Here is a 26,623-nt window from a genome sequence, read left to right on the forward strand (position 1 = left end):
GGCGGACCGGGGGCGGGCGCGGCGGGGGGCGGCGGCGGGGGACGGCCTAGCCGAGTTGGCCTTCCGCCGTGGGGAACACCGGCGCACGGGTCGGGACGGCCGGCTGTTCCCGCTCGGCCGCGCGCAGCAGGTCGGCCGCGTGGGCGGCGAACGCCGGGTGCGCGCCCTGGATCACCAGGAACAGCTGGCTGTCGGGCACCGACGCCCGGGCCAGCCGCGACGGCGACGTGCGGGCGAGCAGCACCCACGACGTCAGCAGCCCCACGCCCAGGGCGCCCGACACGACGTTCTGCACCGGCTTCTCGGGCAGCACGCCCTCGGCGGACAGGATCACCCCGGCGACCAGCAGGACGAACGGCACCACGGCGCAGGCGACGGCCACCGCCCGCAGGACCCGCCGCGTCTTCATGCAGCGGGGGCAGAACGGCCAGTCGCGGACCGTTCCGCTGGCCACCGGCCACAGGGACGTGGCCGGCTCGCCGTGCCGCACACACAGTTTCGGGGTGTAGTAGCCGGTCGCGAGCAGTGCCATCGGCAGCGTGACGACGTTCACCGCGCGACCGTAGTGCCCGCCGCCCGAGTCGCACAATCGGTCAGCGCAACGGGAACGTGCTCGGCGCGCGCGCCGCTCCCCGGAGCCACGCCCAGCCCGCGTCCCACAGCCCTTCGGCACCGGCCCGGAACGCGCCGAAGTGACCGAGCGCGCGGTGCCGGGTGCCGAGCGTGCGCACCTCGCTGCTCGCCCGCGGGTACAGGCTCGGCAGCCACGCGACCCCCTGCGCGGTGGCGAACGGGTCGTCGGGGACGCCCACCGCCAGCAGCTGACCGGCGAACCTCCGCTCCGGTGGCAGCGCCCCCGCCCCGTCCACGAAATCCCTGCGCCGGCCCCAGCGCGCCCACTCCTTCGCGACGCCGCCGGGCAGGGTCTCGCCGCCGAAGTAGCGGCCCGGCAGCACGCCGGTGAGCCCGGCCACGGCGGGCACGGCCGCGTGCCACTGCACGTAGCGCGCGGCGCGGGCCCGGCCGGTCCAGTGCCGCCAGTAGCCGCTCTGGCTGCCGACGGTGAGCACCGCCGACACGAGCTGGGCGTTGGGCGCCAGCGAGAGCAGCCAGCCGCCGGCGCTGTGACCGACCACGGCGACCGGCCGGTCGGGGTCGCGGTCGACGAGGTGGCCGATCGCCTCGTTGAGGTCGAGCCGGCCCCAGTCGCTCATGGTCGCGGCGTCGCGGCGCGGTCCGCCGGCGTGGCGCGACCCGCCGACGCCGCGGTAGTCGACGGTGAGCACGGTGGCGCCGCGCCCGGCGAGGTGGGTGGCGAAGCGTCGGTAGAAGCGTTGCGGCACGCCGGTGGCGCCGGCGACGGCCGGGCCGTCCTCCCTCCGCGGTTCGTACAGGGCCGCGGCCAGGGCGCGGCCGTCTGAAGCCATCAGGGTGACGTCCATGAGCGCGCCTCTCACTATGACAAGTGTCCGAGTCTCAGCGCGAGGATAGTATGACGGGTGTCCTAGTCTCTAGCCTGGAGTGACCCGTGCCACGCACCAACGACAGCCGGGCCCGCACCGTACGGGCGGCCGCCACCCTCATCAGCGAGCGCGGCGTCGCCGCAACCGGGCTGCGTGACGTGGTCGCGGCGGCCGGCACCCCGCGCGGCTCGCTCTCCCACCATTTCCCCGGCGGCAAGGACGAACTCGTCGTCGAGGCGGTGACCTGGAGCGCGCTGAAGCTGCGCGAGAAGCTCGACGCGCTCGCCTCCGCCGACCCGCCGGCCACGGTCGCCGAAGTGCTTCAGGCGACGGTCCGGTGGTGGGAGCGCGGGATGCGCGCCACCGACTTCAACGGCGGCTGCGTGGTGGCCGCCTCGGTGGTCGACGGCACCGGCGCCGACGTGCTGGCGGCGGCACAGGACGCGTTCGAGTCGTGGCTGGACCCGTTGACCCGCATCGCCTCCGCGGACGGCATGGCGCACCCCCGACAGTTCGCGGTCACGGTGATCGCGGCTGTCGAGGGTGCGCTTCTGTTGTGCCGGTCGGGCCGGACGCTGCAACCGCTGCACGACGTGGAGCGGTCTCTCACAGCGTTGGCCGCCGTTTCCTAGCTCGGTGCTTACCGGAGGGCGTCGGGCTCGGCGTACAGGAAGTCGTCCATCACGACGAGGTCGCGCTTCTTGTCGTCCTTGACGTTCTTGCCCAGCGCGGCGTTGCCGGTGGTGATGCGCACCTCGTAGACGTCGGCGTTGGTCTGCACGCCCACGAACGACAGGCCCTTGTCGGCCGTGGTGGCCTTCGGCGCGTAGGCGACGAACAGGCGCTTGCCGTGGCGGTCGAGCAGTTCCAGCTTCGTCACGTTCGATCGGTCGACGTCGGTGAACACGGCGCCGAAGCCCTTCACCGTCGCCGGCCTGTTCGTGCCGGGCACGAAGAACCGCACGCCCATCACGTTGGTGCCGACGGGCGTGAACAGCCGCTGCGGGCTGAACGTGGCGAAGATGTCGTCGTACTGCGGGTTGACCTCGGCGAACCGCGGCGGCGTGTTCGTCGGGTTGTCGTCGTCGGCGCTCACCGAGAACTTGTTGTTCTTCGAGACGAACACCGCACCGCGCGGCACCGTCGTGTTGAAGAAGTCCGGCGGCAGCAGGTTCGGCGCCGACTGGGCGTCGGGCGTGCCGTCCCAGTTGATCTCCCGACGACCGTCCTTCGCGGGCGGGTTGCTGGCGTTGTTCGGCTCACCGAGCAGTCCCTGGAACGCCTTGACCGTCGGGGTCAGCCCCGCGGCGTCACCAGCGGCGCCCTGGATCTGGGTGAACGAAAACGCGTTCGACGCCGCCGACGCGGGCGAGCCGAGCGGCAGGACGGTCGCCGAGACCGCGGCGGCAAGGGCCGTCACGGCGACGGCGGGCCGGCGGATGGCACGGAAAAAGGACATGGCAAAGCCTTTCTCTATCAAGGGAATCGGGCCGTTGTGCGCCCTGTAACCGAACTGAACGGAGCCGTCGCCTCACCGGTTCGGAGATATCAACTTGCTGACGCAAGCTTGTAAAGTGACGCCCGTGACTGAGGAGCGCGAGGAACTCAGCTGGGAAGCGTTCGGCGCCGCCGGCCGGCAGTTGGCCGAGCAGGTCGCCGCGAGCGGGTTCACGCCCGACGTCATCATGGCCATCGCGCGCGGCGGGCTGTTCATCGCCGGAACGCTCGGCTACGACCTCGACGTGAAGAACCTCCACGTGGTGAACGTCGAGTTCTACACGGGCATCGACGAGCGGCTCGACATGCCCGTGATGCTGCCGCCGGTGCCGGCGGCCGTCGACCTCGCCGGCGCGCGGGTGCTCATCGCCGACGACGTCGCCGACACCGGCGAGACGCTCAAGCTCGTGCGCGACTTCTGCCAGGAGCACGTCGCCGAGGCGCGGATCGCGGTCATCTACGAGAAGCCGCGCTCGATCGTCAAGTGCGACTACGTGTGGCGGCGCACCGACAAGTGGATCAACTTTCCGTGGTCGGCGCTGCCGCCGGTGTCTCGCCCCGCACCGGACGCTTAAACCCGCGGTAAGCCCTGGATAGCGTGACGAGGCTTACCTTGACCCTGCTCTAGCTGGGCATAGGCTGGAAAGCGATGTCCTCATCGCACCAACCCGAGAAACCACCGGTTCCGGGTCGGCTCCGTCTGTTGCTGATCCTCGGCGGCATCACCGCCATCGGTCCCGTGTCCATCGACGCCTACCTACCGGCGTTCCCGCAGATCGCCGACGACCTCCACGCGTCGGAGTCGGCCGTCCAGCTGACCCTGGCGACGTTCCTGGTCTTCATGGCGGTCGGGCAGCTCACGCTCGGCCCGCTCAGCGACAGCTGGGGACGGCGCCGCCCCGTGCTCATCGGGCTGTCCGTCTACGCCCTCGCGTCGCTCGCGTGTGCCGCGGCGCCGTCGGTGGAGACGCTCATGGCGCTGCGGGCGGTGCAGGGCCTCGCCGGCGCGGCCGGCGTGGTCATCGCCCGCGCGGTGGTCCGTGACCTGTTCAGCGGCAGCGACCTCACCCGGTTCTTCGCCCGGCTGACGCTCGTGTTCGGGCTCGGCCCGATCGTCGCGCCCACGCTCGGCAGCCTCCTGCTGGAGATCACCGGCTGGCGCGGCATCTTCGTGATGCTGTCCGGGATCGGCACGGCGGCCGCGATCGCCGCGTTCGCGTGGCTGCCCGAGACGCTTCCGGCCGAGCAGCGGCGCTCCAGCCGGGTCCCGCAGATGGCCCGCACCATGGGCGGCCTGCTGCGCGACCGCCGGTTCGTCGGCTACTCGCTGGCGATGGGCCTCGGGTTCGGCGGGATGTTCGCGTACATCAGCAGTTCGTCGTTCGTCCTCCAGGAGGTCTTCGACGTGCCGGCGCTGACGTACGGGGTGCTGTTCGGCGCCAACGCGCTCGGGTTCGTGCTCGTGGGTCAGCTCAGCGCGTTCCTGGCCGGCCGCGTCCCCGAAAAGGTGACACTCACCGCCGGTCTCGGCATCGCCGCGGTGGCCGGCGCGGCACTGGTGACGGCGAGCCTGGTCGGCGTCGGCGGGGTGGTGGCGGTGGCCGGTCCCCTGTTCGTGTTCGTCGCGAGCCTCGGGCTGGTGATGCCGAACGCCACCGCGCTCGCGTTGAGCGTCCACCCCGAGTCGGCCGGTTCCGGGTCGGCGCTGCTGGGGTTCCTGCAGGCGCCGATCGCCGCGGTGGTGGCGCCGCTGGTCGGCCTCGGACCGGCGAACAGCGCCGTGCCGATGGCACTCGCGGTGGCGGTGTTCGCGGCGGCGGCACTGTTCGCGATGGCGGCCCTGACACGGGGCGGCGCCCGCACCGCGTGACGGGTCGCCGGTCGGCTTCGCATGGACGACGCTCCATCCAGTGCGGGTTTCGTCGCCCGTGGCGCACTGGATAGAGCGTCGTTTATGCGCAGAACCGGTAGCGTGGCCGCGATGGAGGTCACCGTACGGCGGGGAACCGCCGAGGACGCGCCCGCCCTGGCCCGCCTGCGCTGGCAGTGGGAGGTCGACGAGCACGGGGCGACCCCCGACCTCGACGAGGCGACGTACCTCGAGAACTTCACCCGCTGGGCAGCGGCCCACCGGGCCACCCACGTGCCGTTCGTGGCCGAGGTCGACGGGGTGCCCGCCGGGATGGCGTGGCTGATGGTCAGCGACCGGGTGCCCGCGGCGACCAGGATGCACCGGCGCTTCGGCGACGTGCAGTCGGTCTACGTCGTGCCCGAGCACCGCAACGCCGGCATCGGCGCGAAGCTCATGGCCGCCGTCCTCCGGGAGGCGGGCGGGCTCGAGTTCGTCACCGTCCACTCCAGTGCGCGGGCGATCTCCATGTACCGGCGGGCCGGCTTCGGGCACAGCGCCCGCTGGCTGGAGGTCAGATCTCCCTGACCCGGCGGCGGCGCAGCTTGCGCCAGACCCAGCTCGACGGCACGTAGTCGCCGGTGACCACGTACGACAGCACCCCCTCGACGAGCAGGGTGGTGTCGAGCTCGCGGCGGGCCAGCGGGTCGCCGGCGAGCAGGATCTCGTCGCCCTCGGCGAGGATGTGGTCGTCGCCCGGGGTCAGCACCACGTCGTCATCGCGGCGGAGCAGCAGCACGGCGGCGGTCAGCGTCTGCGCCCGGTCGTCGGGGTCGCGCAACAGGTCGCCGAGCCGGGCGTTGCCGCTGTTCAGCCAGCGTCCGAGCGCGGGCGAGCCGCCCTCGAGCCGCACCGTCCACAGCGTCTGGAGGCTGCGGCCGCACCGGCGGTGCAGGCGGTCGATGACGCTCGACGCCCAGTCCTCGCCCTGTGCCGGCACCTCCTGCAGGAACCGCCACAGCAGCGGGGTGCTCAGCTTGACGTACACCTCCTGCGCCACCACCTCGGCGAGCACGAGCAGCGAGTCGGGTTCGAGGGCGGAGAACAGCGCGTGGTTCGCGGGCCGGTTCTGCCGGGCCGCGACGTACAGGTTGGGGTTGATCCGGCGCGCGGCGGCGATCAGGGACAGGTTCGTGGTGTCGTTGTCGGTGCCGGCCACGAACCCGACGGCGCTCTCCAGGTGGGCGCGCGCCATCACCTCCGGGTCGGAGCCGTCGCCGACCACCACGAGGTCGTTGCCGTTCGGACCGGCGACAGGGTCGATGACGGTGATCGTCAGGCCCTCGGCCCGCAGGTCCTCGGCGAGCTCCCGGCCGAACCGGCCGTAGCCGCACAGCACCCAGCGGCCCTGGGTGGGCGGCTGGCCGCGGCGCGGCAACTCGGCGCCCGGTCCGCGTTCCAGCCAGGTGAGCAGCTGGTGGGTGGCGGGCGCCCGGAGCGCGAGCCGGAGGTGGTCGCCGAACCGGTCGAACGGGTTGATCACGGTCGGGGTACCGAGGGCCTTCATGCGGTGCTCGATGGCGGGCGACACCGTGCGGGCGATCACCGGCAGGTCGGGCCGCAGCAGGGCCGCGGCCATCGTGATCGCGAGGTTCACCTCGTCGTCGTTGGTCATCGCGAGCACGGCCTCGCAGGAGGTGTGGCCGAGGCCGGCGATGCCGAGGTAGTCGGGGCTGCGCGCGTCGGCGGCCAGACCCGGCACGTCGAAGCGGTACGCCTCCAGGTCGAGCGCCTCCATGTTCTCCTCCGACGCGTCGACCACGACGAACCGGCGGCCGAGCGAGTCGAACGTCTGGCCCACCCGCCGGCCGGTCTGCCCGTAGCCGGCCAGCAGCAGGAACGGCTCCCGCATCCGCTTGACCTTGCGGGTGAAGTGCTGCAGCGACAGCGCCCGCCGGAACGTGCGGTCCTGGATGAGCGTGAGCAGCGAACCGAGCGCGTACGCCCAGCCGATCACGGAGAACAGGATGCTGATCGTGACCCACAGCCGCTGCGCCTCGGTGAACTCGTGCGGCAGCTCGCCGAACCCGATCGTGGTGGCGGTGTAGCTCATCACGTAGAACGAGTGGAAGAAGCTCATCCGGGTCGGGTTGCCGTCGCCGTCCTCGCCCGGCATCAGGGTGAGCCCCAACGTGCTCACCGCGAAGATGACGATGATCAGGATGAGCGGTATCCGCATCCGGCGCAGGACCAGGAACACCGTTCCCGAGGCCTGCATGGCGGAGTCGACCGGCACCCGCCACCGGGAGTGCTGGTGGTGGCTCTTGCTGGTCCCGAACATCAGTTTCCAGAAGACCGACACCGCGTTGGCCATGGTTACCGCCGCTGGAACGAAACGGTTTCGATGACGAGCAGGATGACCGAGACGACGTTCGCGAACAACGCGCCGCCGGACAGCGAGACGATGCCGGCGGTCGCCTCGCCGGTGAGCCCCTCGGAGGAGATGTGCTCGGCGTAGGCCCAGAAGATCGTGGCGGCGATCAGCTGGAGGTCGGCGACGAGGCTGGTGGCGAGGTGCACGGCACCGATCTGGGTGCGGTCACCGAACTTCAGCACGGTCGCGATCAGGTTGATCACGACGGCGGCGAACAGCTCGTACACGTTGTGGACGGTGGGGTCGGAGAGGTCTCCGATGAAGAACCCGAAGTTCAACGTGGCTGCGAGCAGCACGAAGAACCCGAAGATCACCTTCTCGAGATTCACGGATCACACCATAAGCGGCGCTAACCGGGCACGCCCGCCAGGTTGGCGGCTGCGAGCAGCGGCGGGAGTACGTCGCGGGCGTGATAGGGCCACTCGGACGGCTCGATGCCGTCGAGGAACCCGGCGTACATGACCGCGTTGCGCAGCTCGGCCAGCGGCCCGAGCAGGTCGACGGCGCGCTCGGGGTCGCAGCCGGGCACGGCGGCCCGCCACTCCGCGCTCCACGCCGACGTCGCCGCGTCGGCACCGTCGCCGGGCAGGCCCTCGCGGATGCGCAGCAGGTCGAACCCGGGGTGGGTGAGCACGGAGTCGCCCCAGTCGAGGATCACCGGCGCGGCGCCGGCCGCGACCCGCACGTTGCCCGCGTGGAAGTCACCGTGCGTCAACGTGGTCGGCACCCCGCAGGCCGCGATCGCGGCGACCCGGTCGTCGAGGCCGTCGATCAGCCGGTCGAGCGCCGCGAGGGCGTCCGCCGGCGGCTCACCCACCGCGCGGCGGGAGGCCTCGCCGCCGCGCCGGTCGATCACGTCGATGGCCGCCAGCTTCAGGTCCGCAAGATCCAGCGACGGGACCGCGTGAGCACGCAGCTCGTCGAGTGCTCCGAGGGCCGCCGCCTGGATCCGTACCAGGCTGCGAACCATGGGCAGCCGCTCGTCGGCGGGCGCGTCGTGCCGGTCGTCGCCGCTCACCCGGTCCATGATCACGCGGCCCGGCTCCGCGACCAGCGGAACCGGCGCGCGGCCCGGCACCGCACGGTGCAGCCAGGTGAGCACGGCCGGCTCGTGCGCGAAGAACGGCGGCACGACCTTGAGCCAGGTGGGGCCGGCGGCGGTCTCGAGGCGCCAGATGGCCGAGAGGTTCCAGGTGCGCTCCTGCACGACGCCCAGCACCGGACGCCCGGCCGCGGCCATCCGCTCCCGCGCCCAGGCCAGGATCTCCTCCGGCCCACCCGGCCGGGCCCAGGGCGCGCGCAGCGGGTGGTCGGCGAGCTCCGGAACGTCGTCGGCCGTGAGCGGGGCCGCGTCGTCCACCGGCTTGTCGGTGGACGCGAGATAGGTGACCCGGCCGCCGTGGGACGGGCCGGGCTCGGTGCGGATCAGACGCAGCACGGTGATCTCGGCCCCGTGCCGCTCGCGGACCGCGTCGACGATCTCGGTGGCCCCCGGCCACCAGGGAACCTCGACATGGAATGGGGGAAGCACACCGATCGGGTCCCCCGCGGGGTCGATCAGGACGACGGTGACGTTACGGCCCACGCCCGGCAGGGTAATGACGCCCCGACCCGGACGGAAACGGTTATCGAGCGGCGCGCACCGGACTTGTACCGCCAAACGTCGCTGAACCGTACCGGCCGGATCCTGCCGGCACTTGTACGCTTAGCTGGCCCGGGTCCGGCGGGACACCGGCCGGGCAGCGGTGGCGACCATGAGGCGAAGGGGCGGTCGGTTGACTGGGCGTACCGGCGCACCGCCACCCGCGGACAGGTCAGCTGGCACCGGAATCTCAGCGGGCACCGGAGTCTCAGCGGGCACCGAAATCTCAGCGGGCACCGAAATCCGAGCGGCCGATTTTCGAGAGGCGCTGCGGGCCGGCGGCGAGGTCGGTCACGACCTGCTCGACGTCGACTGGGCGGACACCCCGCTGGGTCCGCCGGAGACCTGGCAGCAGAGCCTGCGCACGATGGTGCGGGTGCTCCTCGGGTCACGGTTCTCGATGTGGATGGCCTGGGGTCCCGAGCTCACGTTCTTCTGCAACGACGCCTACCGCCGCGACACCCTCGGCAAGAAGTACCCGTGGGCGCTGGGCCGGCCGGCCCGGGAGGTGTGGGCCGAGATCTGGTCCGACATCGGCCCCCGCATCGGGTCGGTGCTCACCACCGGCGTCGCCACCTGGGACGAGTCGCTGCTGCTGTTCCTGGAGCGCAGCGGCTACGTGGAGGAGACGTACCACACGTTCTCGTACAGCCCGCTCGTCGACGACTCGGGCGTGGTCGCGGGCATGCTGTGCGTGGTCAGCGAGGACACCGACCGGGTGATCGCCGAACGGCGCATGAGCACCCTGCGTGACCTCGGCGCGGTGCCGACCATCGCGCGCACCGACGTCGAGGTGCTCGGTGCCGCCGCGATCCAGCTGAGCTCCGAGAAACGCTGCCTGCCGTTCACGCTCACGTACCTGTTCGACGGGTCCGGCACCGCCCGGCTGGTGGCCGCGACCGGGGTCCCCACCGGTCACCCGGCCGCGCCGCCGACGATCGACCCCGACGACCCCGACGCCGTCTGGCCGCTCGCCGAGGTGCGCGAGGGCGGCCAGACCATCATCGGCGGGCTGCCGGAGCGGTTCCCCGACCTGCCCACCGGCGCCTGGACCGAGCCGCCCGCACAGGCCCTGCTCGTGCCGCTGCCCGACCAGGGCGGCGGCGAGCCGTACGGGTTCCTGCTGGTCGGGCTCAACCGGTACCGGCCGCTCGACGGCCCGTACCGCGGCTTCATCGACCTCATCGCCGGTCAGCTGTCCGCCGCGGTCGCGAGCGCCCGCGCCTACGAGGCCGAGCGGCAGCGGGCCGAGTCGCTGGCCGAGCTCGACCGGGCGAAGACGGCGTTCTTCATGAACGTCAGCCACGAGTTCCGCACGCCGCTGACCCTGATGCTCGGGCCGGCCGAGGACGCCCTCGCCGACATCGCGCACCCGCTGCCGCCCGAGCAACGGGACCGGGTCGAGGTCATGCACCGCAACGCGCAGCGGCTGCTGAAGCTGGTGAACACGCTGCTCGACTTCTCCCGGCTGGAGTCGCAGGGCATCTCCGCCCGGTACGAACCGGTCGACCTGTCGCGGTACACGTCCGAGCTGACCAGCATGTTCCACCCGGCGATCGAGCGGGCCGGGCTGAGCCTCACCGTCGACTGCCCGATGCTGCCCCAGCCCGTCTACGTCGACCGCGAGATGTGGGCGAAGATCGTCCTCAACCTGCTGTCGAACGCGTTGAAGTTCACGTTCACCGGCGGCATCACGGTGCGCGTCCGGCTGCGTGACGACCGGGCGGAGCTGTCGGTGGCCGACACCGGCATCGGCATCGGGCCGGCCGACCAGGCGCGCCTGTTCGAGCGGTTCCAGCGGGTGTCCGGTGCCCGGTCACGCAGCCACGAGGGGTCCGGGATCGGGCTGGCGCTGGTCTCCGAGCTGGCCATGCTGCACGGCGGCGGCGCCACCGTCGAGAGCACGCCGGGCGCGGGCAGCACGTTCACGGTTCAGGTCCGTACCGGTACCGCCCACCTGCCGGCCGACCAGGTCGCGCGCGGCCCGGCCGGGTCGACCACCACGAGCGGCGAGCACGTCGAGGGGTTCCTCGCCGAGGCGATGCGGTGGATGGCCGACGATCCCGACACGTTCGAGGAGCCCGAGTCGCCGACGCGCACGGCCGGCGGCGCGCTGTCGCACCGCCCGCACGTGCTCGTGGTCGACGACAACGCCGACATGCGCGAGTACCTGGTGCGCCTGCTCTCGGAGGTGTACGAGGTGAGCACGGCGCCCGACGGGGCGGTCGCGCTCCACCTGGCCCGCCGCCGCCTGCCCGATCTCGTCCTCACCGACGTGATGATGCCGAACCTCGACGGGTTCGGGCTGCTCCGGGAGATGCGCGCCGATCCGGCGATGTCGCTCGTGCCGGTGGTGATGCTGTCGGCCCGGGCCGGTGACGAGGCCATGGTCGAGGGCCTGGAGGCCGGCGTCGACGACTACCTCATCAAGCCGTTCGCGGCCCGGGAGCTGCTGGCCCGGGTGCGGGCCAACCTCGAGCTCGACCGGGCCCGCCGGGCACGCTCCGAGCTCGAACGCAGCCAGCAGCTGCTCGACCAGGCCCAGCAGCTCGCCGGCGTCGGCAGCTGGGAGCTCGACCTCGAGTCCGGGTCGATCCTGGCCTCCGACGAGTTCGTCCGGCAGATGGGCATCAGCGCGGTCGACCTGCGGGAACAGGGCCTGCGAATGGCGCTCGACCGGCTGCATCCGGAGGACCTCCCGAAGGTCAATGCCGCGATCACCGCCACGGTCGAGACCGGGATCCCGCTCGACTACGAGGTGCGTATCCTGCAGTCCGGCGACGGCGAGCGCGTGTTCCACACGATCGGCGTGCTCGAGCGCGACTCCGACGGCCGGCCTGTCCGGCTGCGCGGCAGCAACCAGGACATCACCGAGCAGCGGCAGGCCGACGCGGCGGTCGCGGCGGCCGCGGCGGCGCAGGAGGCCGCGGTCCGCGAGCACCGCATCGCCGACGAGCTCCAGCGCAGCCTGCTCCCCGAGCCCACCTTCACGCCCGACCACCTCGAGGTCGCCACGTTCTACCGGGCCGGTGTCGAGGGGACGCAGGTCGGCGGCGACTGGTACGACGTCATCGAGCTGGGCGCCGACCGTACGGCGCTGGTGATGGGCGACGTCATGGGCCGCGGGGTGCGTGCGGCGGCGGTGATGGGCCAGCTGCGGGCGGCCGTGCGCGCCTACGCCCGGCTCGACCTCGCCCCCGCCGACGTGCTGGAGTTCCTCGACGGTGTCGTGCGTGACCTCGGCGACGACCAGATCGTCACCTGCGTCTACGCGGTGTACGACCCGGGCGACCGCACGCTCGTGTACGCCAACGCCGGCCACCTGCCGCCGCTGTTCGTCACCACCCCCGGTGAGCCGCCGCGCCGGCTCACCGGTGCGGCCGGTCCGCCGCTCGGCGCCGGCCCGGTGACCCTGCCCGAGGAGCGGGTCACCCTCTCCCCCGGCTCGCTGCTCACGCTGTACACCGACGGCCTGGTCGAGCACCGTGACCAGGGCATCGACGACGGCATCGACCTGCTGAGCGCGGAGCTGTCGGCGATCGGCGGCGCGCTGGCCGAGGTGCCCGACCGCCTGGTGTCGCGGCTGCTCCCGGGCGGCCCGGCCGACGACGTCGCGATCCTGCTCGCCCGCATCACCGACGAGGCCGAGCGCACCCGCTCCGTGCAGCGGCAGGTGCAGGCCGAGGCCAGCGCCGTGCCCGAGACCCGCGAGTTCGTCAACCGCACGCTCTCCGGCTGGGCGGTGCCGGCGTCGGTCACCGCCGATATCGTGCTGCTCACCAGCGAGCTCGTCGCGAACGCCGTGCTGCACGGCCGGCCGCCGATCGAGCTGCGGCTGCGGCGTACCGCCAACCACGTGATCGTCGAGGTCTTCGACGCCGCGCCGTTCCTGCCCCGCAAGCTGCGCCCGTCACCCGACGACGAACGCGGCCGCGGGCTGCAGCTGGTCGCCATGCTGGCCGACCGCTGGGGCACCCGGCCCACCCCCGGCGGCAAAGCGGTGTGGTGCATGTTCGCGACCTGACGGGTCCCGTCAGCACACGGTGCGCTGGCGGTCAGCGGCCGCGCTCACGCTGGTCCCATGCCATTGACCAGCCCTGCGACCAGCCCGACCACCCGTGCGGCCGCGACCACCGGCGACGCCATCGTGGCCGAGGGCCTACGTAAGCGGTACGGGAGGACCGACGCGCTCGACGGCTTCGACCTCACCGTGCCGGCCGGCACCGTGTACGGCCTGCTCGGGCCGAACGGCGCCGGCAAGACCACAGCGGTGCGCATCCTCACCACGCTGCTGCGCTTCGACGCCGGCACCGCCCGGGTGGCCGGGTTCGACGTGGTGCGCGAGCAGTCCGAGGTGCGTGCGCGCATCGGCCTGACCGGCCAGTACGCGGCCGTCGACGAGATCCTCAGCGGCCGGCAGAACCTCGTACTGTTCGGCCGGCTCTACCATCTCTCCCGCCGTGAGGCCCGGGCGCGCGCCGACGAGCTGCTCGACCGGTTCGGCCTCACCGACGCGGCGTCGAAGTCGGTGCAGCAGTACTCCGGCGGCATGCGGCGACGCCTCGACCTGGCGGCGAGCCTGATCCTGGCGCCGAGCGTGCTGTTCCTCGACGAGCCGACGACCGGGCTCGACCCCCGCAGCAGAAATGCGCTATGGGACGCGGTGCGCCAGCTCGTGGGGGGCGGCACCACGGTGCTGCTGACCACGCAGTACCTCGACGAGGCCGACCGCCTCGCCGACCGGGTGTCGGTGGTCGACCACGGGCGGGTCGTGGCGTCCGGGACGCCGGACGAGCTGAAGTCCGCGATCGGCGGCGACCGGGTGGAGGTGGTGGTGCGTTCCGCCTCGGATCTCCCCGCTGCCGCTCTCGTGCTCGAGCGGATCGGACGTGTCGACAGCGATGTCGACCTGCGCCTCCTGTCCGTTCCGGTGCGTGACCGGGTGTCGGCCCTGACCGCGGTGGTGCGCGCCCTGGACGACGCCGGTATCGCGGTGGAGGACGTGGTTCTCCGCCGCCCCACCCTCGACGAGGCCTTTCTGGAACTGACAGGACGGACCGCATCGTGAGCACGCTCCGCTGGACCTACCGCGACTCGCTGACCATGGCCGGGCGGAACATGTCGCACGTGGTACGGGCGCCCGAGGAGCTGATCCTCTACTTCTCCCTGCCGATCATGTTCGTGCTGGTGTTCGGGTACGTGTTCGGCAGCGGCATGGCCGCCGGCGCCGACGCCTACCGCGAGTTCCTGCTTCCCGGCGTGTTCGTGATGACCATGCTGTACGGCCTGGGTGCCACCGCCACCTCGGTCGCCAACGACGTCAACCGCGGGGTGGTCGACCGGTTCCGTTCGATGCCGGTGGCGCGCAGTGCCCTCGTGACCGGGCGCAGCATCGCCGACCTGCTACGCGCGGTGCTGGAGATGGCGACGCTGGTGGTGTGCGGCCTGCTCGTCGGCTGGCAGTGGAACAACGGGTGGGCCGACGCGCTGCTCGCGATCGGGCTGATCCTGCTGTTGCGGGTGGCGATCACGTGGATGGGCATCTTCCTGGGTCTGGTGGTGCCCAACCAGGACGCGGTCGGCCTGATCGTGTTTCCGGCGGCGTTCCCGCTGTCGGCGCTGTCGAACGTGTTCGTCTCGCCCGACCAGATGCCGCACTGGCTGGGCGTGGTGTCGTCGTGGAACCCGCTGTCGTCGACGGTGGCCGCGGCGCGGGAGCTGTTCGGCAACCCGGGGCTGGCTCCCCCGTCCACCGACCCGTCGTGGGTGGCGTCGCATCCGGTGCTGCTGGCGGTGTTGTGGCCGGCGGTGCTGATCGGGGTGTTCGCGCCGCTCGCGGTGCGTCGGTACAGGTCGCTCGGCCGCTGACCGGTGGCCTGACGCCGCGTCCTGCGCTGAGCGCGGGACGGTGGCCTGACGCCGGACGGTGGCCTGACGCCGAGCGGTGGTCTGACGCCGAGCGGTGGCCGCCGCCGGGGTGGCCGGTTGCAAGATGGGCGTGACCGGAGGTTCGGCTAACTCCCGACGTCCCGGGTCCGATGTCGGGATCATGGCGAACTCCGTGCCCATGCGGTGGTGGCGCTGGCTGGCGTCCTCGCTGCCGCGCGGTAACCGGTTGCCCGAGAACGACTGGGAGACCCGCCACCGCGCGATCGTGGCCATCCTCTGGCTGCATGCCGGTGGCATCCTCGGCTACGCGCTCTACCAGGCGGTGACGCCGGCGAACATGGTGTTCGCGACGGTGCCGGTCGCGCTGTTCACCGGTGTCGCGACCGCGTCGCGCCTGCCGCGCCGCGTGCGGGCGGCCCTCGCGACGCTGGCGGCGCTGTTCTCGTCGACCGCGCTGGTGCAGCTGTCGGGTGGGGTGATCGAGGCGCACTTCCACTTCTTCGTGATGGTCTTCGTGATCACGTTCTACCAGGACTGGACGGCGTTCCTGCTGGCCATCGCGTTCGTGGTGGTGGAGCACGCCGTCGTGGGGGTGGTGGCGCCGCACGCGGTCTACAACCACGCCGACGCGTGGGCCAACCCGGTGCAGTGGGCGGTGATCCACGCTCTGTTCCTGTCGGGTGCGGCGGCCGCGGCGGTGGTCAACTGGAGCCTGAACGAGCGGGCGCAGGCGGCGGAGCGTTCGATCGCCGACCGGCTGGCCTACGAGGCGAGCCACGACCCGCTGACCGGGAACCTGAACCGGCGGGAGTTCGACCGCCAGGTCACCATGCTGCTGGGTGACCCGCGCGCGCAGTCCGGCGAGCACGCGGTCTGCCTGATGGACCTCGACCAGTTCAAGATCGTGAACGACAGCTCCGGGCACGCCGCCGGCGACGAGGTGCTCCGCCAGGTCACCGGGCTGATCCGTGGCCGGCTCGGTGCGCAGGACCAGCTGGCCCGCATCGGCGGTGACGAGTTCGCCGTACTCCTGGTCGACCGCGGCCTGGCCGACGCGACGGCGTTCGCCGAGGACCTGCGCACGATCGTGTGCGAGCACCGGTTCGCCGTGGCCGGCCGGCTGTACAGCATCGGTCTGAGCGCGGGTGTGGTCGCCCTCGACCCGCTGAACGACCCGGACGGCATCGACGCTCTCGGCGCCGCCGACGCGGCCTGCTACGCGGCGAAGGAGGGTGGGCGCAACCGCGTGCACGTCGTGACCCCGAACGACGAGCAGTTCGCCCGCCAGCAGGGCCTGGCCCACTGGGCCGAGCGCCTGCAGGCCGCGATCTACCACGACAACCTGGTGCTCTACTACCAGCCGATCGAGCCCACCGACCCGAACCGCCGGGAGCGCTACGGCGAGTTGCTCGTCCGCATGCGCGACGACGATGGTTCGCTGATCTCTCCCGGTGTGTTCCTGCCCGCCGCCGAGCGGTACAACCTGGTCGGCACCGTCGACCGCTGGGTCGTCCAGGCGACCTGCGCGGCTCTGGCCGGCCGCTACGAGCCGGGCGTCGACGCGTCGGAGCACTTCTCGATCAACCTGTCGGGCGGCTCGCTCGGCGACGCCTCGATGCTGACCTTCATCCGGGACCAGCTCGACCGCAACGGCATTCCGCCGTCGGCGATCTGCTTCGAGGTCACCGAGACCGTCGCGATCAACGACCTGACCGCGGCGATCGCGTTCATCACCGAGCTGAGGACCCTCGGCTGCCGCTTCGCCCTCGACGACTTCGGCAGTGGCCTGTCGTCGTTCAGCTACCTCAAGCGCCTCCCGATCGACATCGTGAAGATCGACGGTTCGTTCGTGCGCGGCATCACGACCGACCCGGTCGACCGCGCCATGGTGGAGTCGGTCAACCGGATCAGCCAGGAGATGGGGCTGCGCACGGTGGCCGAGTTCGTCGAGAGCGAGGCAATCATGAACTGCCTGCGCGCGATCGGCGTCGACTACGGCCAGGGCTGGGCTATCGGTAGGCCGAAGCCGTTCGACGAGTGGCTGGCCCGCAACCCGTTCGCCGAGGGCTCACTCGAAGAGCTCCCCCTTCTCAGCCCGCTGCACCAGTGACTCCGGTGGGGTGAACCGCTCGCCGTACTTCCCGGCGAGCTCGTTCGCCCGGGCCACGAAGCCCTTCAGTCCGCCCTCGTACTGGTTGACGTACTGCAGCACGCCACCCGTCCAGCCGGGGAACCCGATACCGAGGATCGACCCGACGTTCGCGTCGGCGACGCTGGTGAGCACGCCCTCGTCGTAACACTTCACGGCCTCGAGAGCCTCGACGAACAGCATCCGCTCGATGAGGTCCCGCAGATCGATCTTCGACGGGTCGTCACCGTTGCCGAAGGCCTCGACGAGGCCGGGCCACAGCCGGGTGCGCTTGCCGTTCTCGTACTCGTAGAAGCCCGCGCCACCGGAGCGGCCGGGACGGCCGAACTCGTCGATCATCCGGTCGATGACCGCCTCGGCGGGGCTGGGCGTCCAGGTGCCGCCGGCGTTGACCACCGCCGCCTTGGTCTCGTTGCGGACCTTGCGCGGCAGGGTGAGGGTCAGCTCGTCCATCAGCTGGAGCACCGGTGCCGGGTAGCCGGCCTGGCTGCTGGCCTGCTCGATGGTGGCGGCCGGGATGCCCTCGGCGAGCATCGCGATGCCCTCGTTGGTGAATGTGCCGATGACCCGGCTGGTGAAGAAGCCCCGGCTGTCGTTGACCACGATCGGCGTCTTGCGCAGCTGCCGCACCACACCCAGCGCGCGGGTCACCGCCTCGTCGCTGGTGTTCGCGCCCTTGATGACCTCGACCAGCGGCATCTTGTCGACCGGCGAGAAGAAGTGCAGCCCGACGAAGTCGGCCTGGCGCTTGACGCCCTCGGCCAGCAGGGTGATCGGCAGCGTCGACGTATTGCTACACAGCAGCGCGTCGGGCGCCACCACGTCTTCGATCTCGGCGAACACCTTGTGCTTGAGCGACGGGTCCTCGAAGACCGCCTCGATGACCAGCTCCACGCCGGACAACGCGGCCGGATCGGACGCGGCCGTGATGCGTCCCAGAAGCTCCCGCTTACCCTCCTCGGTCTGCCTACCGCGACCGATCGCCTTGTCGAGCAGGCGCTCCGAGTAGGCCCTGCCCTTCTCCGCCGCCTCGACCGTGACGTCCTTGAGCACCACGCGCATACCGGCCTTCGCGCACACGTACGCGATCGCGGCACCCATCATTCCGGCGCCGAGAACGCCGACGCTGGTGACCGGCTGGACGCCCTTCGGGACCCGCGAGTTCGCGGCCTGGAGGTCGAAGAAGAACGCCTTGATCATGTTCTGCGAGATCTGACCGGTGGCCAGCTCGGCGAAGTACCGCCCCTCGATGCGCAGCGCCGACTCGAGGTCGACCTGCGCACCCTCCACCGCGGCGGCGAGGATGTTGCGCGGCGCGGGGTACGGCGCTCCCTTGAGCTGCTTGCGCAGGTTGGCAGGGAAGGCCGGAAGGTTCGCCGCGAGCTTCGGGTTCGACGGCGTGCCGCCGGGAATCTTGTAGCCCTTGGTGTCCCACGGCTGGACGGCGTCGGGGTTCTCCCTGATCCACGCCTTCGCGCGCTCGACGAGGTTGTCCGCGACGACCTCGTGCACCAGACCTTTCTCCAGTGCCGCGGCCGGCCGCAGCCGCTGGCCCTGCAGAAGCACGTTCAGCAGCGCGTCGACGATGCCGAGCAGCCGCACGGTGCGCACCACGCCACCGGCGCCGGGCAGCAGCCCGAGCGTCACCTCGGGGAACCCGATCTCGATCTTGGGGTCGTCGAGCACGATCCGGCGGTGACAGGCGAGTGCGATCTCCAGCCCGCCACCGAGCGCCGACCCGTTCAGCGCGGCGACCACCGGCCGGCCCAGGGTCTCCAGCCGGCGCAGCATCGCCTTGATGCGGGCGGTGCGCTCGAAGACCTCCGCGGGGTCGCTGCCGGGGCCGAGCGAGCCGAGCGAGTTGAGGTCGCCGCCGGCGAAGAACGTCTTCTTCGCGGAGGTGACGATCACGCCCGTGATGTCGTCGCGCTCGGCCTCGAGCCGGTCGAGCGTGGCGTGGAAGTCGCGGCCGAACGCCTCGCTCATCGTGTTGGCGGAGTGTGCGGGGTCATCGAGCGTGAGGGTGACGATGCCCGCGTCGTCGCGGTCGTAGCGGATCGTGTCCGTCACTGTGTCTTCTCCTTCAGATCCGCTCGATGACCGTGGCGATGCCCATGCCGCCGCCGATGCACAGGGTGGCGAGGCCGTACCGGAGCTGCCGTCGTTCGAGCTCGTCGACCAGGGTCCCGAGGATCATGCCGCCGGTGGCACCGAGCGGGTGACCCATCGCGATCGCGCCCCCGTTGACGTTGACGATGTCGAGCGCGAAGCCCATGTCGGCCGTGTAGTGGAGCACCACGGCGGCGAACGCCTCGTTGATCTCGACGAGGTCGATGTCCTCGGGCTCCAGCCCGGCCTTCGCCAACGCCTTGCGGGACGCCGGCGCCGGACCGGTGAGCATGATGGTCGGGTCGGCGCCGCTGACGGCGGTGGCCACGATGCGGGCACGCGGCGTCAGACCGGCTTCCACACCCGCCCGCTCGCTGCCGACGATGACCAGCGACGCCCCGTCGACGATTCCGGACGAGTTGCCCGCCGTGTGGACGTGGTTGATCCGCTCGACCCAGTGGTACTTCTGCAACGCGACCGCGTCGAAGCCGCCCAGGTCGCCGATCGTGGCGAACGAGGCCGGCAGCTTGCCGAGGCCCTCCAGCGTCGAGTCGGGCCGGATGTGCTCGTCCTTCTCCAGGACCGCGAGCCCGTTCCGGTCGCGCACCGGTACGACGCTGCGCCCGAAGTACCCGTTCGACCACGCCTTCGCGGCCCGGTTCTGGCTCTCCAGCGCGTAGGCGTCGACCAGTTCGCGGTCGTAGCCGTTGAGCGTGGCGATCAGGTCGGCGCCGACGCCCTGCGGCACGAAGCCGGTCTTCAGGTTGGTCTCGGGGTCCATCGCCCAGGCGCCACCGTCGGAGCCCATCGGCACCCGTGACATCGACTCGACGCCACCGGCGAACACCAGGTCCTCCCAGCCGGAGCGCACCTTCTGCGCGGCCACGTTCACCGCCTCCAGGCCCGACGCGCAGAACCGGTTGAGCTGCACGCCGGCCACCGTGTACGGCAGGCCGGCGGCGACCGCCGCGGTCTTCGCGATCACCGAACCCTGGTCGCCCAGCGGCGACACGACGCCCAGCACCACGTCGTCGACGCTGGCCGGGTCGAGGTCGGGGTAACGCCGGCGGATCTCGTCGATCAGACCGACGACCAGCGAGATCGGTTTGACCTCGTGCAACGAACCGGTCTGCTTGCCGCGGCCACGCGGGGTGCGCACGGCGTCGTAGATGAAAGCTTCAGTGGCCATGGCGGAAACCTCCCGAACCTACTCACGAGTTAACTTACAGCGGAAGCCCGCCGGACGGAGGAATGTGAGCCTTCCCACACAGTAAGCGAACGTTTACAGTGCCGGCATGGTTGAGCAGACCCCCACCGAGCTCGCCGACCGGTACGCCAAGTCCACCAATGGCCTGACCGTTCCGGCCCTCGTCCACCGCAACGCCACCGAGTTCCCGGCCCAACCGGCGCTCACCGCACTCGGCTCCGACGACCACATCACCTGGGGCGTCCTGCGCGACCGGGTCGCCGCCATCTCCCGCGGTCTCGCCAACCTCGGCCTCTCCGCCGGCGGCCGCATGCTGATCATGATGTCGGGCCGACCGGAGCACTGGCTGGTCGACCTCGCCGCCGCACACCTGGGCGCCGTACCGTCCACTGTGTACGCCACGCTGAGCACCGACCAGCTGCGCTACCTCGGCCAGCACAGCGCGGCGCGCATCGTGGTGCTGGAGGGCGCGGCGCAGTTCGAGAAGTGGCAGCCGATCCTCCACGAACTGCCGGAGCTGAAGCACATCGTGCTCGTCGACGACGCCGCCGTGTCGTTCGAGGGCATCGTCTCCCTGCGCGACCTCGAAGCCGTCGGCAACGCCGCGCACGAGGCCGACCCGTCGGTGTTCGAGCGGACGTGGCGTGCCGTCACACCCGACCAGCCGGTGACCATGCTGTACACCTCGGGCACCACCGGCGACCCGAAGGGCGTGGTCATCAGCCACCGCAACGTGATCTACCAGTCGGTGGCTCTGGAGAACGTCGTCGACATCCCCGACCACGCCCGCTCCCTCGCCTACCTCCCCCTGGCCCACATCGCCGAGCGGATGCTGGGCATCTACAACCCGATCTACCGCGCCGGCCACGTGACGATCTGCCCCGACCCCACCATGCTGCTGGGGGCCTTGAACCAGGTGCGCCCGGCCGGCTTCTTCGGCGTCCCGCGCATCTGGGAGAAGATGGTCGCCGGCATCCAGGCTCGCATCGCCGCGGCCGATCCGCAGGTCAAGGCCGCGTTCGAGGCCGCGAGCGCCGTTGCGATCCAGGTCTTCACACTGCGAGCGGACCGGCAGAGCGTGCCCCCCGACCTCGCCGCGAAACGCGCTGCCCTGGACGAGCAGGTGCTCCGTCCCATCCGCACGATGCTCGGCCTGGAGAACGCGCTGTGGGCCGGCAGCGGCGCGGCACCGATCCCGGTGGAGGTGCTGCTGTTCCTGGCCGGCATCGGCATCGACGTCATCGAGGTCTGGGGCATGACCGAGACGACCGGCACCGCGACCACCAACACCCCCGACGTCTTCCGCACGGGTTCGGTCGGCAAACCGGTGCCCGGCATGGAGGTGCGGCTGGCCGACGACGGCGAGATCCTGATCCGCGGCCCGCTGGTGTGCATGGGCTACCTGCGCGCCGACGGTGGTGTGGAACCGGCCGTCGACGCCGACGGCTGGCTCGCCACCGGCGACGTCGGAACGATCGACGAGGACGGGTTCCTCTTCATCACCGACCGCAAGAAGGAGCTCATCATCACGTCGGGCGGCAAGAACATCGCGCCCGCACGCATCGAGTCGCTGATGCGCGCGCATCCCCTGGTCGCCCAGGCTGTCGCGATCGGCGACCGCCGCCCGTACGTCACCGCGCTCGTGGTGCTCGACGAGGAGCTGGTGCGCGCCCGCTTCGGCGACGCGAACCTGGCGTCGCTGGTGAGCCACCCCGACGTGGTCGCCGAGGTGCAGAAGGCGGTCGACGAGGCCAACACGAAACTCTCGCGACCCGAGCAGATCAAGACGTTCACGATCCTGCCCACCGCCTGGACCGCCGAGTCGGGCGAACTGACGCCGAAGCTCTCCATGCGGCGCCGGGTCATCAACGAGCGCTACGAGCAGGTCATCGAGGAGATGTACGCCTGACGTACCGCTTCTGCCACGGTGTCTCGACGGCGTGACGGTCGTAGTGCTGACGCACGTAGGCGACCGCCTCGCCGGCGGGAACGCCGTCGAACACCGCCAGGACCGCCAGCGCGGTACCGGTGCGCCCCCGCCCGCCGTAGTCGGCGATCTCCACCCGCTCGCTTCCGAGGAGGTCGAGGAGGGCGGCGAGGGTCGTGCGCGCCCCCTCCCGGTCGGTGGGCAGCCAGAAGTCCGGCCACCTGAGCCAGTCGCTCTTCCACGCCACAGGCGGGGGTGGCTTGCCGAGCAGGTACAGGCCGTAGGTGGGCTCGGGTCCGGCCGGCAGGGGACGCCGCAGCCCGCGCCCCCGAACGAGCCGACCCGACGGCAGGCGCATGACCCCGGGCGCGGCTGGGTCCCATGGTTCCATCGGCCCACCATAGGTGAACCGGTGTCGGTGGCGTTCCGGTCGCTGGGCATGTCCGGGATCGTATCGGCAGACCATCCACAATGGATCCGTCTGGAGACGGTGTGGATTTCCCCAAGACATACGCCGGATCTCCCCACTGACACCACCGTACAAGCGTGCGAAAGTCACTCCCGACGAAGGGAGCGCGACGTGAACAGGAACAAGCCGAGGGCCAACCCGCCACCCACCGGTTCCCCGCCGAATCAACCGCCCGCGCGTGGCGGCCGACGGGTGCTCAAGTGCCGGTGCGGCGGCCTCTACATCGACCCCGACGCGCACCACGACGCGTTCGGGCACCGGCCGGAGCCGGTGGCGGCATGAGGACACGGCACCCTGCCGGCTGCGCCTGCGACCAGCCGTGGCACCACCAGCAACCGGCCGGCCAAGCGTCGTCGGCACGTCGCAGCGAGCGCGACCGCATGAACGCCGCACGCCAGGTGGGCAAGGTCTTCGGCAACCTCGCCCGCGAACGCCGCGCCGACGACGAGGCCGCCGTCCATGCCCGGGCCGCGCCGCCGTGAGCGCGCCCGGTGGGAGCGCGGCCGCCCGGGCGCTGCGGCCGGTTCATGGGCCGGTCAGGGGACGTGGAATGCCGTCCTCCGGTCTGCCTGCGTCAGCACCGGAAGGTGGTGTGGCGGGCGGTACCCCGTCTCCGCCTCGATCTTCGCGGCGCGGGCGGCGTAGGTCGCCGCCGCATCGGTGTCACCGGTCCGGTCGCTGACCACGGCCAGCACGTGCGACGCCTGGCACACCACGAGGCGTAGTCCCGCCCGGTCGGCCAGGTCGAGGGTCGCCTCGGCGCGCTCGCGGGCACTCGCCGTACGACCGTTGACCAGGTCCGACACCGCGAACGACAGCCGGGCCTCCGCCTCGTGGATGCGGCTGCCCGAGCCGATCGCCAGCCGCACCGCGCGGGCGTACCGCTCGCCGGCCCGCGCGGGTACACCACGCAGCCGGTGCACGTCGCCGATCGTGATGAGCGCACCGGCCTCGAACCAGGCGTCGTCGAGCAGGCGCGCCAGGTGCAGCACCCGTTCGGCGTGCTGCCGTGCGAGGTCGAGGTTGCCACCATCGAGGCGACCATCGCGGGAACGGGCGCTGGCGGGCTGGGCGGTGGCGGGAAGGGCGGTGGCGGGAAGGGCGGTGGCGGGAAGGGCGGTGGCGGGAAGGGCGGTGGCGGGAAGGGCGGTGGCGGGAAGGGCGCTGTCGAGGCGGATGCGGGCGAGGGCGTCCTGGGCGAACGCCTCGTGGCGGCGGATGCCCGATCGGCGGGCGAGGGCCAGCCCTTGCGACACGTCGGCCAACGCGCCCGGGTAGTCGCCGAGCATGCGGCGGGTCTCGCCCCGGTTGATCAGCAGGAAGGTGCGTGGAGCACCGTCGATCTCGAGTCCGGCGGTCGCGCTGTGCAGGGAGGTTCCGAGCTGGCCCGAGTGCATCTGCACGACGCAGCACAGGTTCAACGCGTTGCCGAGCAGCTCGGTGCGGCCGAGCTCGCGGATCAGCGCGACGCCCCGGTCGAGCGCGTCCGACGCCGCGCGCAGGTCGCCGGTCAGGAAGTGGTTGAACCCGATGGTGCACAGGGTGTCGGCGCGGGCGGCGGCCGCGTCCTCGTGCTCGTACCGCTCGAGGGCGGCGGTGAGGTGCCGCAGGGCGACCCGTGGTCCGCTACGCCGCTGACGGGCCGCGCCCAGACTGCGGTGCATCGCCGCCTCGGCCAGCCGGTAGCCGGCTGCCTCGGCTGCCCGCAGGCCTGCGGTGGCCGTCACCTCCCACTCGCGGAGGTGCTGGCCACGCTGGAGGTACGGGGTCAACGTGTCGGCCAGGCGGTACGCGAACGGTCCGGTCGCGCGGGCCGCTGCCGCCACCAGGTTGGCCCGCTCGGCGTCGAGCCAGGCGCGGGCCTGGGTGGCGGTGCGGAACCGGTCGCCTCCGGGTGTCGGCGGGCGGGGCAACGGCACGGGGTTGGGTCCGTCGAGGCGCATGGCGGCTTCGGCGGTGCCGAGGTACCAGGTGCAGAGGCGGTCCCAGGCGGAGGCGGCGTCGGGCTCGGCGGCACCACGCTCGGCGGCGTACAGCCGGAGCAGGTCGTGGAACGCGTAGCGGTCGGCGTGCCGCTGGAGCAGGTTCGCGGAGACGAGGCCGTCGAGCTGGCGCTCGGCGAGCTCGAGGTCGCATCCACCGCCGCCCGGGGCACGCCCGGCCCGGCCGAAGGCCCGATCGCAGGCCCCGTCGAAGGACCCCTCGAAGGACCCCTCGAAGGACCCGTCGCGCTGGGCGCCGTCGCAGGGAGGTGAGGCAGCGTCGTGGAGAGGTGAGGCGCCGTCGCACGGAGGTGAGGCGCCGTCGCACGGAGGTGAGGCGCCGTCGTGGGGATCGGAGGCGCCTTCGGGGCACAGGAGAGCTGCGGCCGCCGGCACCGTGATGTCCGGGCCCGGTACCAGGCCCAGCAGGGCGAACAACCGCCGGAGGTCGGGGCCCAGGGCTCCATATGCCTGGTCGAACGCGGAGCGCACCGTCGAGCCTACGGAGCCGTCGACCGCCAGCCGGGACAGGCGGTTGCCGGAGCGGAGGCCGTCGATCCAGCGGTGGGCGGGGGTGCCCGGGCGGGCGACCAGGGCGGCCGCTGACACGCGCAGTGCCAGGGGCAGCTGTCCGCACAGGCGGGCCAGCTCGGCCACCAGGGCCAACTCGACCTGGCGGCGGCCGGCGCGTAGGACGCGGGTCAGCAGGGTGCGGGCGTCGACGGTGGGGAGGACGTCGAGGGTGAGCTCGTGCGCGGGGTAGCGGGCGGCCAGGGCCGCCAGGGAACAGCGGGCGGTCGCCAGCACGGCGCAGCCCGACGTGCCGGGGAGGAGGGGTTCCAGTTGTTCGGCGCTGGCGGCGTCGTCGAGGACGAGGAGGACCTGGCGGTCGGCCAGGCGGCTGCGGAAGGCGGCGGCCCGGGCGTCGAGGCGTTCGGGGATGTCGGCGGCGCCGGACGTCCGTAGGAGGTCGGCGAGGACGTCCGACGGGTCGCGGGGGCTGGTGGCGCCGCCGAGGCGCACGTACCACTGGCCGTCGGGGAAGCGCCAGCGCAGCCGGTGGGCGGCACGCACGACCAGCGCGGTCTTGCCGACGCCGGGTGGGCCGGCGACGGTGACGACGGGCATGCCGCCGATGCCGAGGAGGTCGTCGATGCGGGCGAGGCCCGGGCCACGGCCGACGAAGTCGGCCACGTCCAGGGGGAGCTGGCACTCGACAGTCCAGGTGAAACGGGTGGCCGGCGTGGCCGGGGAAGGGAGGGCGAGCACCGGGTCGCCGGTGAGCACGGCGCGGTGCAGGCGCTGCAGCTCGTCGCTCGGGTCGAGGCCCAGGTCGGAGGCCAGCTTGCGGGACAGGTCCGCGTAGGCGTGCAGGGCGTCGGCCTGCCGCGACGAGCGGTAGAGCGCCAGCATGAGGTACCCCCACAGGCGCTCCCGCAGGGGGTGGCGGCCGGTCAGGTCGGTCAGTTCGGAGACCAGGTCGGCGTGCTGACCGAGTGCGAGCCGCACGTCGATGAGGCTCTCCTGGGCGGCGAGCCGCTCCTCGGCCAGCCGGGGTACCTCGTCACGCACGAGGGTCTCGGCGGTCATCCCGGCCAGCGGCTCGCCCCGCCACAGGCCCAGGGCCTCGTCGAGCAGCCGGAGGCGGCGTACCGGGTCCTCGGCCGGGTGGGCCTGCGTCACCAGGGCGCGGAAGCGCAGCAGGTCCAGCTGCCACTGGTCCACCTCGATGAGATAGCCGCTCTCGCGCGTGCGCACGGCGTGGCCCTCGCCACCGAGCGCCAGCCGGAGCCGGGCGACGTTGGTCTGCACGGTGCGGCGCGGGTTGCCCGGCGGTCGCTCGCCCCACAGGCGCTCGACCAGCTCGTCGACCGACACCACGCGGTTGGGCTGGAGCAGCAGCGTGGCCAGCAGCGTGCGCGCCCGGGGCGTGCCGAGCTCGACGACCTGTCCGCGGTCGCGGGCCTCCAGCGGGCCGAGCACACGAAACTCCATCGTGAGAGGAG

The 26,623-nt window shown here is 72.0% G+C and carries 21 protein-coding genes; 11 read left to right on the forward strand and 10 right to left on the reverse strand.

Annotated features, from left to right (window positions below):
* Positions 1–46 precede the first annotated feature (46 nt).
* On the reverse strand, positions 47–553 hold the full coding sequence (locus Voc01_RS18795; RefSeq protein WP_203928767.1) for a hypothetical protein: 507 nt from the start codon (positions 551–553) through the stop codon (positions 47–49).
* 40 nt (positions 554–593) lie between these two features.
* A complete protein-coding gene (locus Voc01_RS18800; RefSeq protein ID WP_203928768.1) occupies positions 594–1,457 on the reverse strand; it encodes an alpha/beta hydrolase family protein in 864 nt (287 codons plus the stop codon).
* 71 nt (positions 1,458–1,528) lie between these two features.
* Here Voc01_RS18800 and Voc01_RS18805 point away from each other — a divergent pair, with 71 nt between their 5' ends.
* Entirely contained in the window at positions 1,529–2,095 is a 567-nt protein-coding gene (locus Voc01_RS18805) for a TetR/AcrR family transcriptional regulator (protein ID WP_203928769.1), read from the forward strand.
* Positions 2,096–2,103: 8 nt separating this feature from the next.
* On the opposite strand, the gene Voc01_RS18810 is transcribed toward Voc01_RS18805, so the two are convergent.
* Entirely contained in the window at positions 2,104–2,922 is an 819-nt protein-coding gene (locus Voc01_RS18810; protein ID WP_203928770.1) for a hypothetical protein, read from the reverse strand.
* A gap of 124 nt (positions 2,923–3,046) precedes the next feature.
* Between Voc01_RS18810 and Voc01_RS18815 the strand changes: the two genes are divergently transcribed.
* The 3 genes from Voc01_RS18815 (at position 3,047) to Voc01_RS18825 (ending at position 5,397) form a co-directional block, all read left to right on the forward strand.
* Complete coding sequence (locus Voc01_RS18815; RefSeq protein WP_203928771.1) at positions 3,047–3,535, forward strand: phosphoribosyltransferase; 489 nt, start codon at positions 3,047–3,049, stop codon at positions 3,533–3,535.
* Between the two features lie 74 nt (positions 3,536–3,609).
* On the forward strand, positions 3,610–4,830 hold the full coding sequence (locus Voc01_RS18820) for a multidrug effflux MFS transporter (protein ID WP_203928772.1): 1,221 nt from the start codon (positions 3,610–3,612) through the stop codon (positions 4,828–4,830).
* A 111-nt stretch (positions 4,831–4,941) separates the two neighbouring features.
* Positions 4,942–5,397 carry a GNAT family N-acetyltransferase gene (locus Voc01_RS18825; protein ID WP_203928773.1) on the forward strand — a complete coding sequence of 152 codons (456 nt, stop codon included), beginning with the start codon at positions 4,942–4,944 and terminating at the stop codon, positions 5,395–5,397.
* Here Voc01_RS18825 and Voc01_RS18830 read toward each other — a convergent pair.
* From Voc01_RS18830 to Voc01_RS18840, 3 genes are read right to left on the reverse strand one after another with little or no spacing between them, the layout of a single operon-like run.
* Positions 5,384–7,183, reverse strand: a complete 1,800-nt coding sequence (locus Voc01_RS18830) for an NAD-binding protein (protein WP_203928774.1) — start codon at positions 7,181–7,183, stop codon at positions 5,384–5,386. The genes Voc01_RS18825 and Voc01_RS18830 overlap by 14 nt on opposite strands.
* 2 nt (positions 7,184–7,185) lie before the next feature.
* Positions 7,186–7,572: a DUF6394 family protein gene (locus tag Voc01_RS18835; protein WP_203928775.1), complete on the reverse strand. Its 387-nt coding sequence runs from the start codon at positions 7,570–7,572 to the stop codon at positions 7,186–7,188.
* A gap of 20 nt (positions 7,573–7,592) precedes the next feature.
* On the reverse strand, positions 7,593–8,828 hold the full coding sequence (locus Voc01_RS18840; protein ID WP_203928776.1) for a phosphotransferase family protein: 1,236 nt from the start codon (positions 8,826–8,828) through the stop codon (positions 7,593–7,595).
* 190 nt (positions 8,829–9,018) lie between these two features.
* Here Voc01_RS18840 and Voc01_RS18845 point away from each other — a divergent pair, with 190 nt between their 5' ends.
* From Voc01_RS18845 to Voc01_RS18860, 4 genes are all read left to right on the forward strand, one after another.
* On the forward strand, positions 9,019–12,909 hold the full coding sequence (locus tag Voc01_RS18845) for a SpoIIE family protein phosphatase (protein ID WP_239160307.1): 3,891 nt from the start codon (positions 9,019–9,021) through the stop codon (positions 12,907–12,909).
* Between the two features lie 57 nt (positions 12,910–12,966).
* The gene (locus Voc01_RS18850; RefSeq protein WP_203928778.1) at positions 12,967–13,953 is read left to right on the forward strand and encodes an ATP-binding cassette domain-containing protein; all 987 of its coding nucleotides are present in this window, start codon (positions 12,967–12,969) and stop codon (positions 13,951–13,953) included.
* Positions 13,950–14,753 (forward strand): ABC transporter permease, encoded by an 804-nt coding sequence (locus tag Voc01_RS18855; protein ID WP_239160308.1) that lies wholly within the window; start codon positions 13,950–13,952, stop codon positions 14,751–14,753. Before Voc01_RS18850 ends, Voc01_RS18855 begins: the two co-directional genes overlap by 4 nt.
* Positions 14,754–14,934: 181 nt before the next feature.
* A complete protein-coding gene (locus Voc01_RS18860) occupies positions 14,935–16,884 on the forward strand; it encodes a putative bifunctional diguanylate cyclase/phosphodiesterase (RefSeq protein ID WP_203928779.1) in 1,950 nt (649 codons plus the stop codon).
* Here the strand turns inward: Voc01_RS18860 and Voc01_RS18865 are convergent.
* Positions 16,843–18,993 carry a 3-hydroxyacyl-CoA dehydrogenase NAD-binding domain-containing protein gene (locus Voc01_RS18865; RefSeq protein WP_203928780.1) on the reverse strand — a complete coding sequence of 717 codons (2,151 nt, stop codon included), beginning with the start codon at positions 18,991–18,993 and terminating at the stop codon, positions 16,843–16,845. The two genes, Voc01_RS18860 and Voc01_RS18865, sit on opposite strands and share 42 nt — an antisense overlap.
* A 13-nt stretch (positions 18,994–19,006) precedes the next feature.
* On the reverse strand, positions 19,007–20,221 hold the full coding sequence (locus Voc01_RS18870) for an acetyl-CoA C-acetyltransferase (RefSeq protein ID WP_203928781.1): 1,215 nt from the start codon (positions 20,219–20,221) through the stop codon (positions 19,007–19,009).
* A gap of 106 nt (positions 20,222–20,327) precedes the next feature.
* Here Voc01_RS18870 and Voc01_RS18875 point away from each other — a divergent pair, with 106 nt between their 5' ends.
* Positions 20,328–22,148, forward strand: coding sequence for an AMP-dependent synthetase/ligase (locus Voc01_RS18875; RefSeq protein WP_203928782.1), 1,821 nt, complete (start codon positions 20,328–20,330; stop codon positions 22,146–22,148).
* On the opposite strand, the gene Voc01_RS18880 is transcribed toward Voc01_RS18875, so the two are convergent.
* Positions 22,126–22,557, reverse strand: coding sequence for a protein-tyrosine phosphatase family protein (locus tag Voc01_RS18880; RefSeq protein ID WP_203928783.1), 432 nt, complete (start codon positions 22,555–22,557; stop codon positions 22,126–22,128). The genes Voc01_RS18875 and Voc01_RS18880 overlap by 23 nt on opposite strands.
* A gap of 189 nt (positions 22,558–22,746) precedes the next feature.
* On the opposite strand from Voc01_RS18880, the gene Voc01_RS18885 reads away from it, so the two are divergent.
* Positions 22,747–22,917, forward strand: a complete 171-nt coding sequence (locus Voc01_RS18885) for a hypothetical protein (RefSeq protein WP_203928784.1) — start codon at positions 22,747–22,749, stop codon at positions 22,915–22,917.
* On the forward strand, positions 22,914–23,117 hold the full coding sequence (locus tag Voc01_RS18890) for a hypothetical protein (RefSeq protein WP_203928785.1): 204 nt from the start codon (positions 22,914–22,916) through the stop codon (positions 23,115–23,117). Before Voc01_RS18885 ends, Voc01_RS18890 begins: the two co-directional genes overlap by 4 nt.
* A 54-nt stretch (positions 23,118–23,171) precedes the next feature.
* Here Voc01_RS18890 and Voc01_RS18895 read toward each other — a convergent pair whose 3' ends face one another.
* Positions 23,172–26,612, reverse strand: a complete 3,441-nt coding sequence (locus Voc01_RS18895) for an AfsR/SARP family transcriptional regulator (protein ID WP_203928786.1) — start codon at positions 26,610–26,612, stop codon at positions 23,172–23,174.
* Positions 26,613–26,623 lie beyond the last annotated feature (11 nt).

The sequence above is a fragment of the Virgisporangium ochraceum genome, assembly GCF_016863655.1.
Lineage (GTDB): Bacteria > Actinomycetota > Actinomycetes > Mycobacteriales > Micromonosporaceae > Virgisporangium > Virgisporangium ochraceum.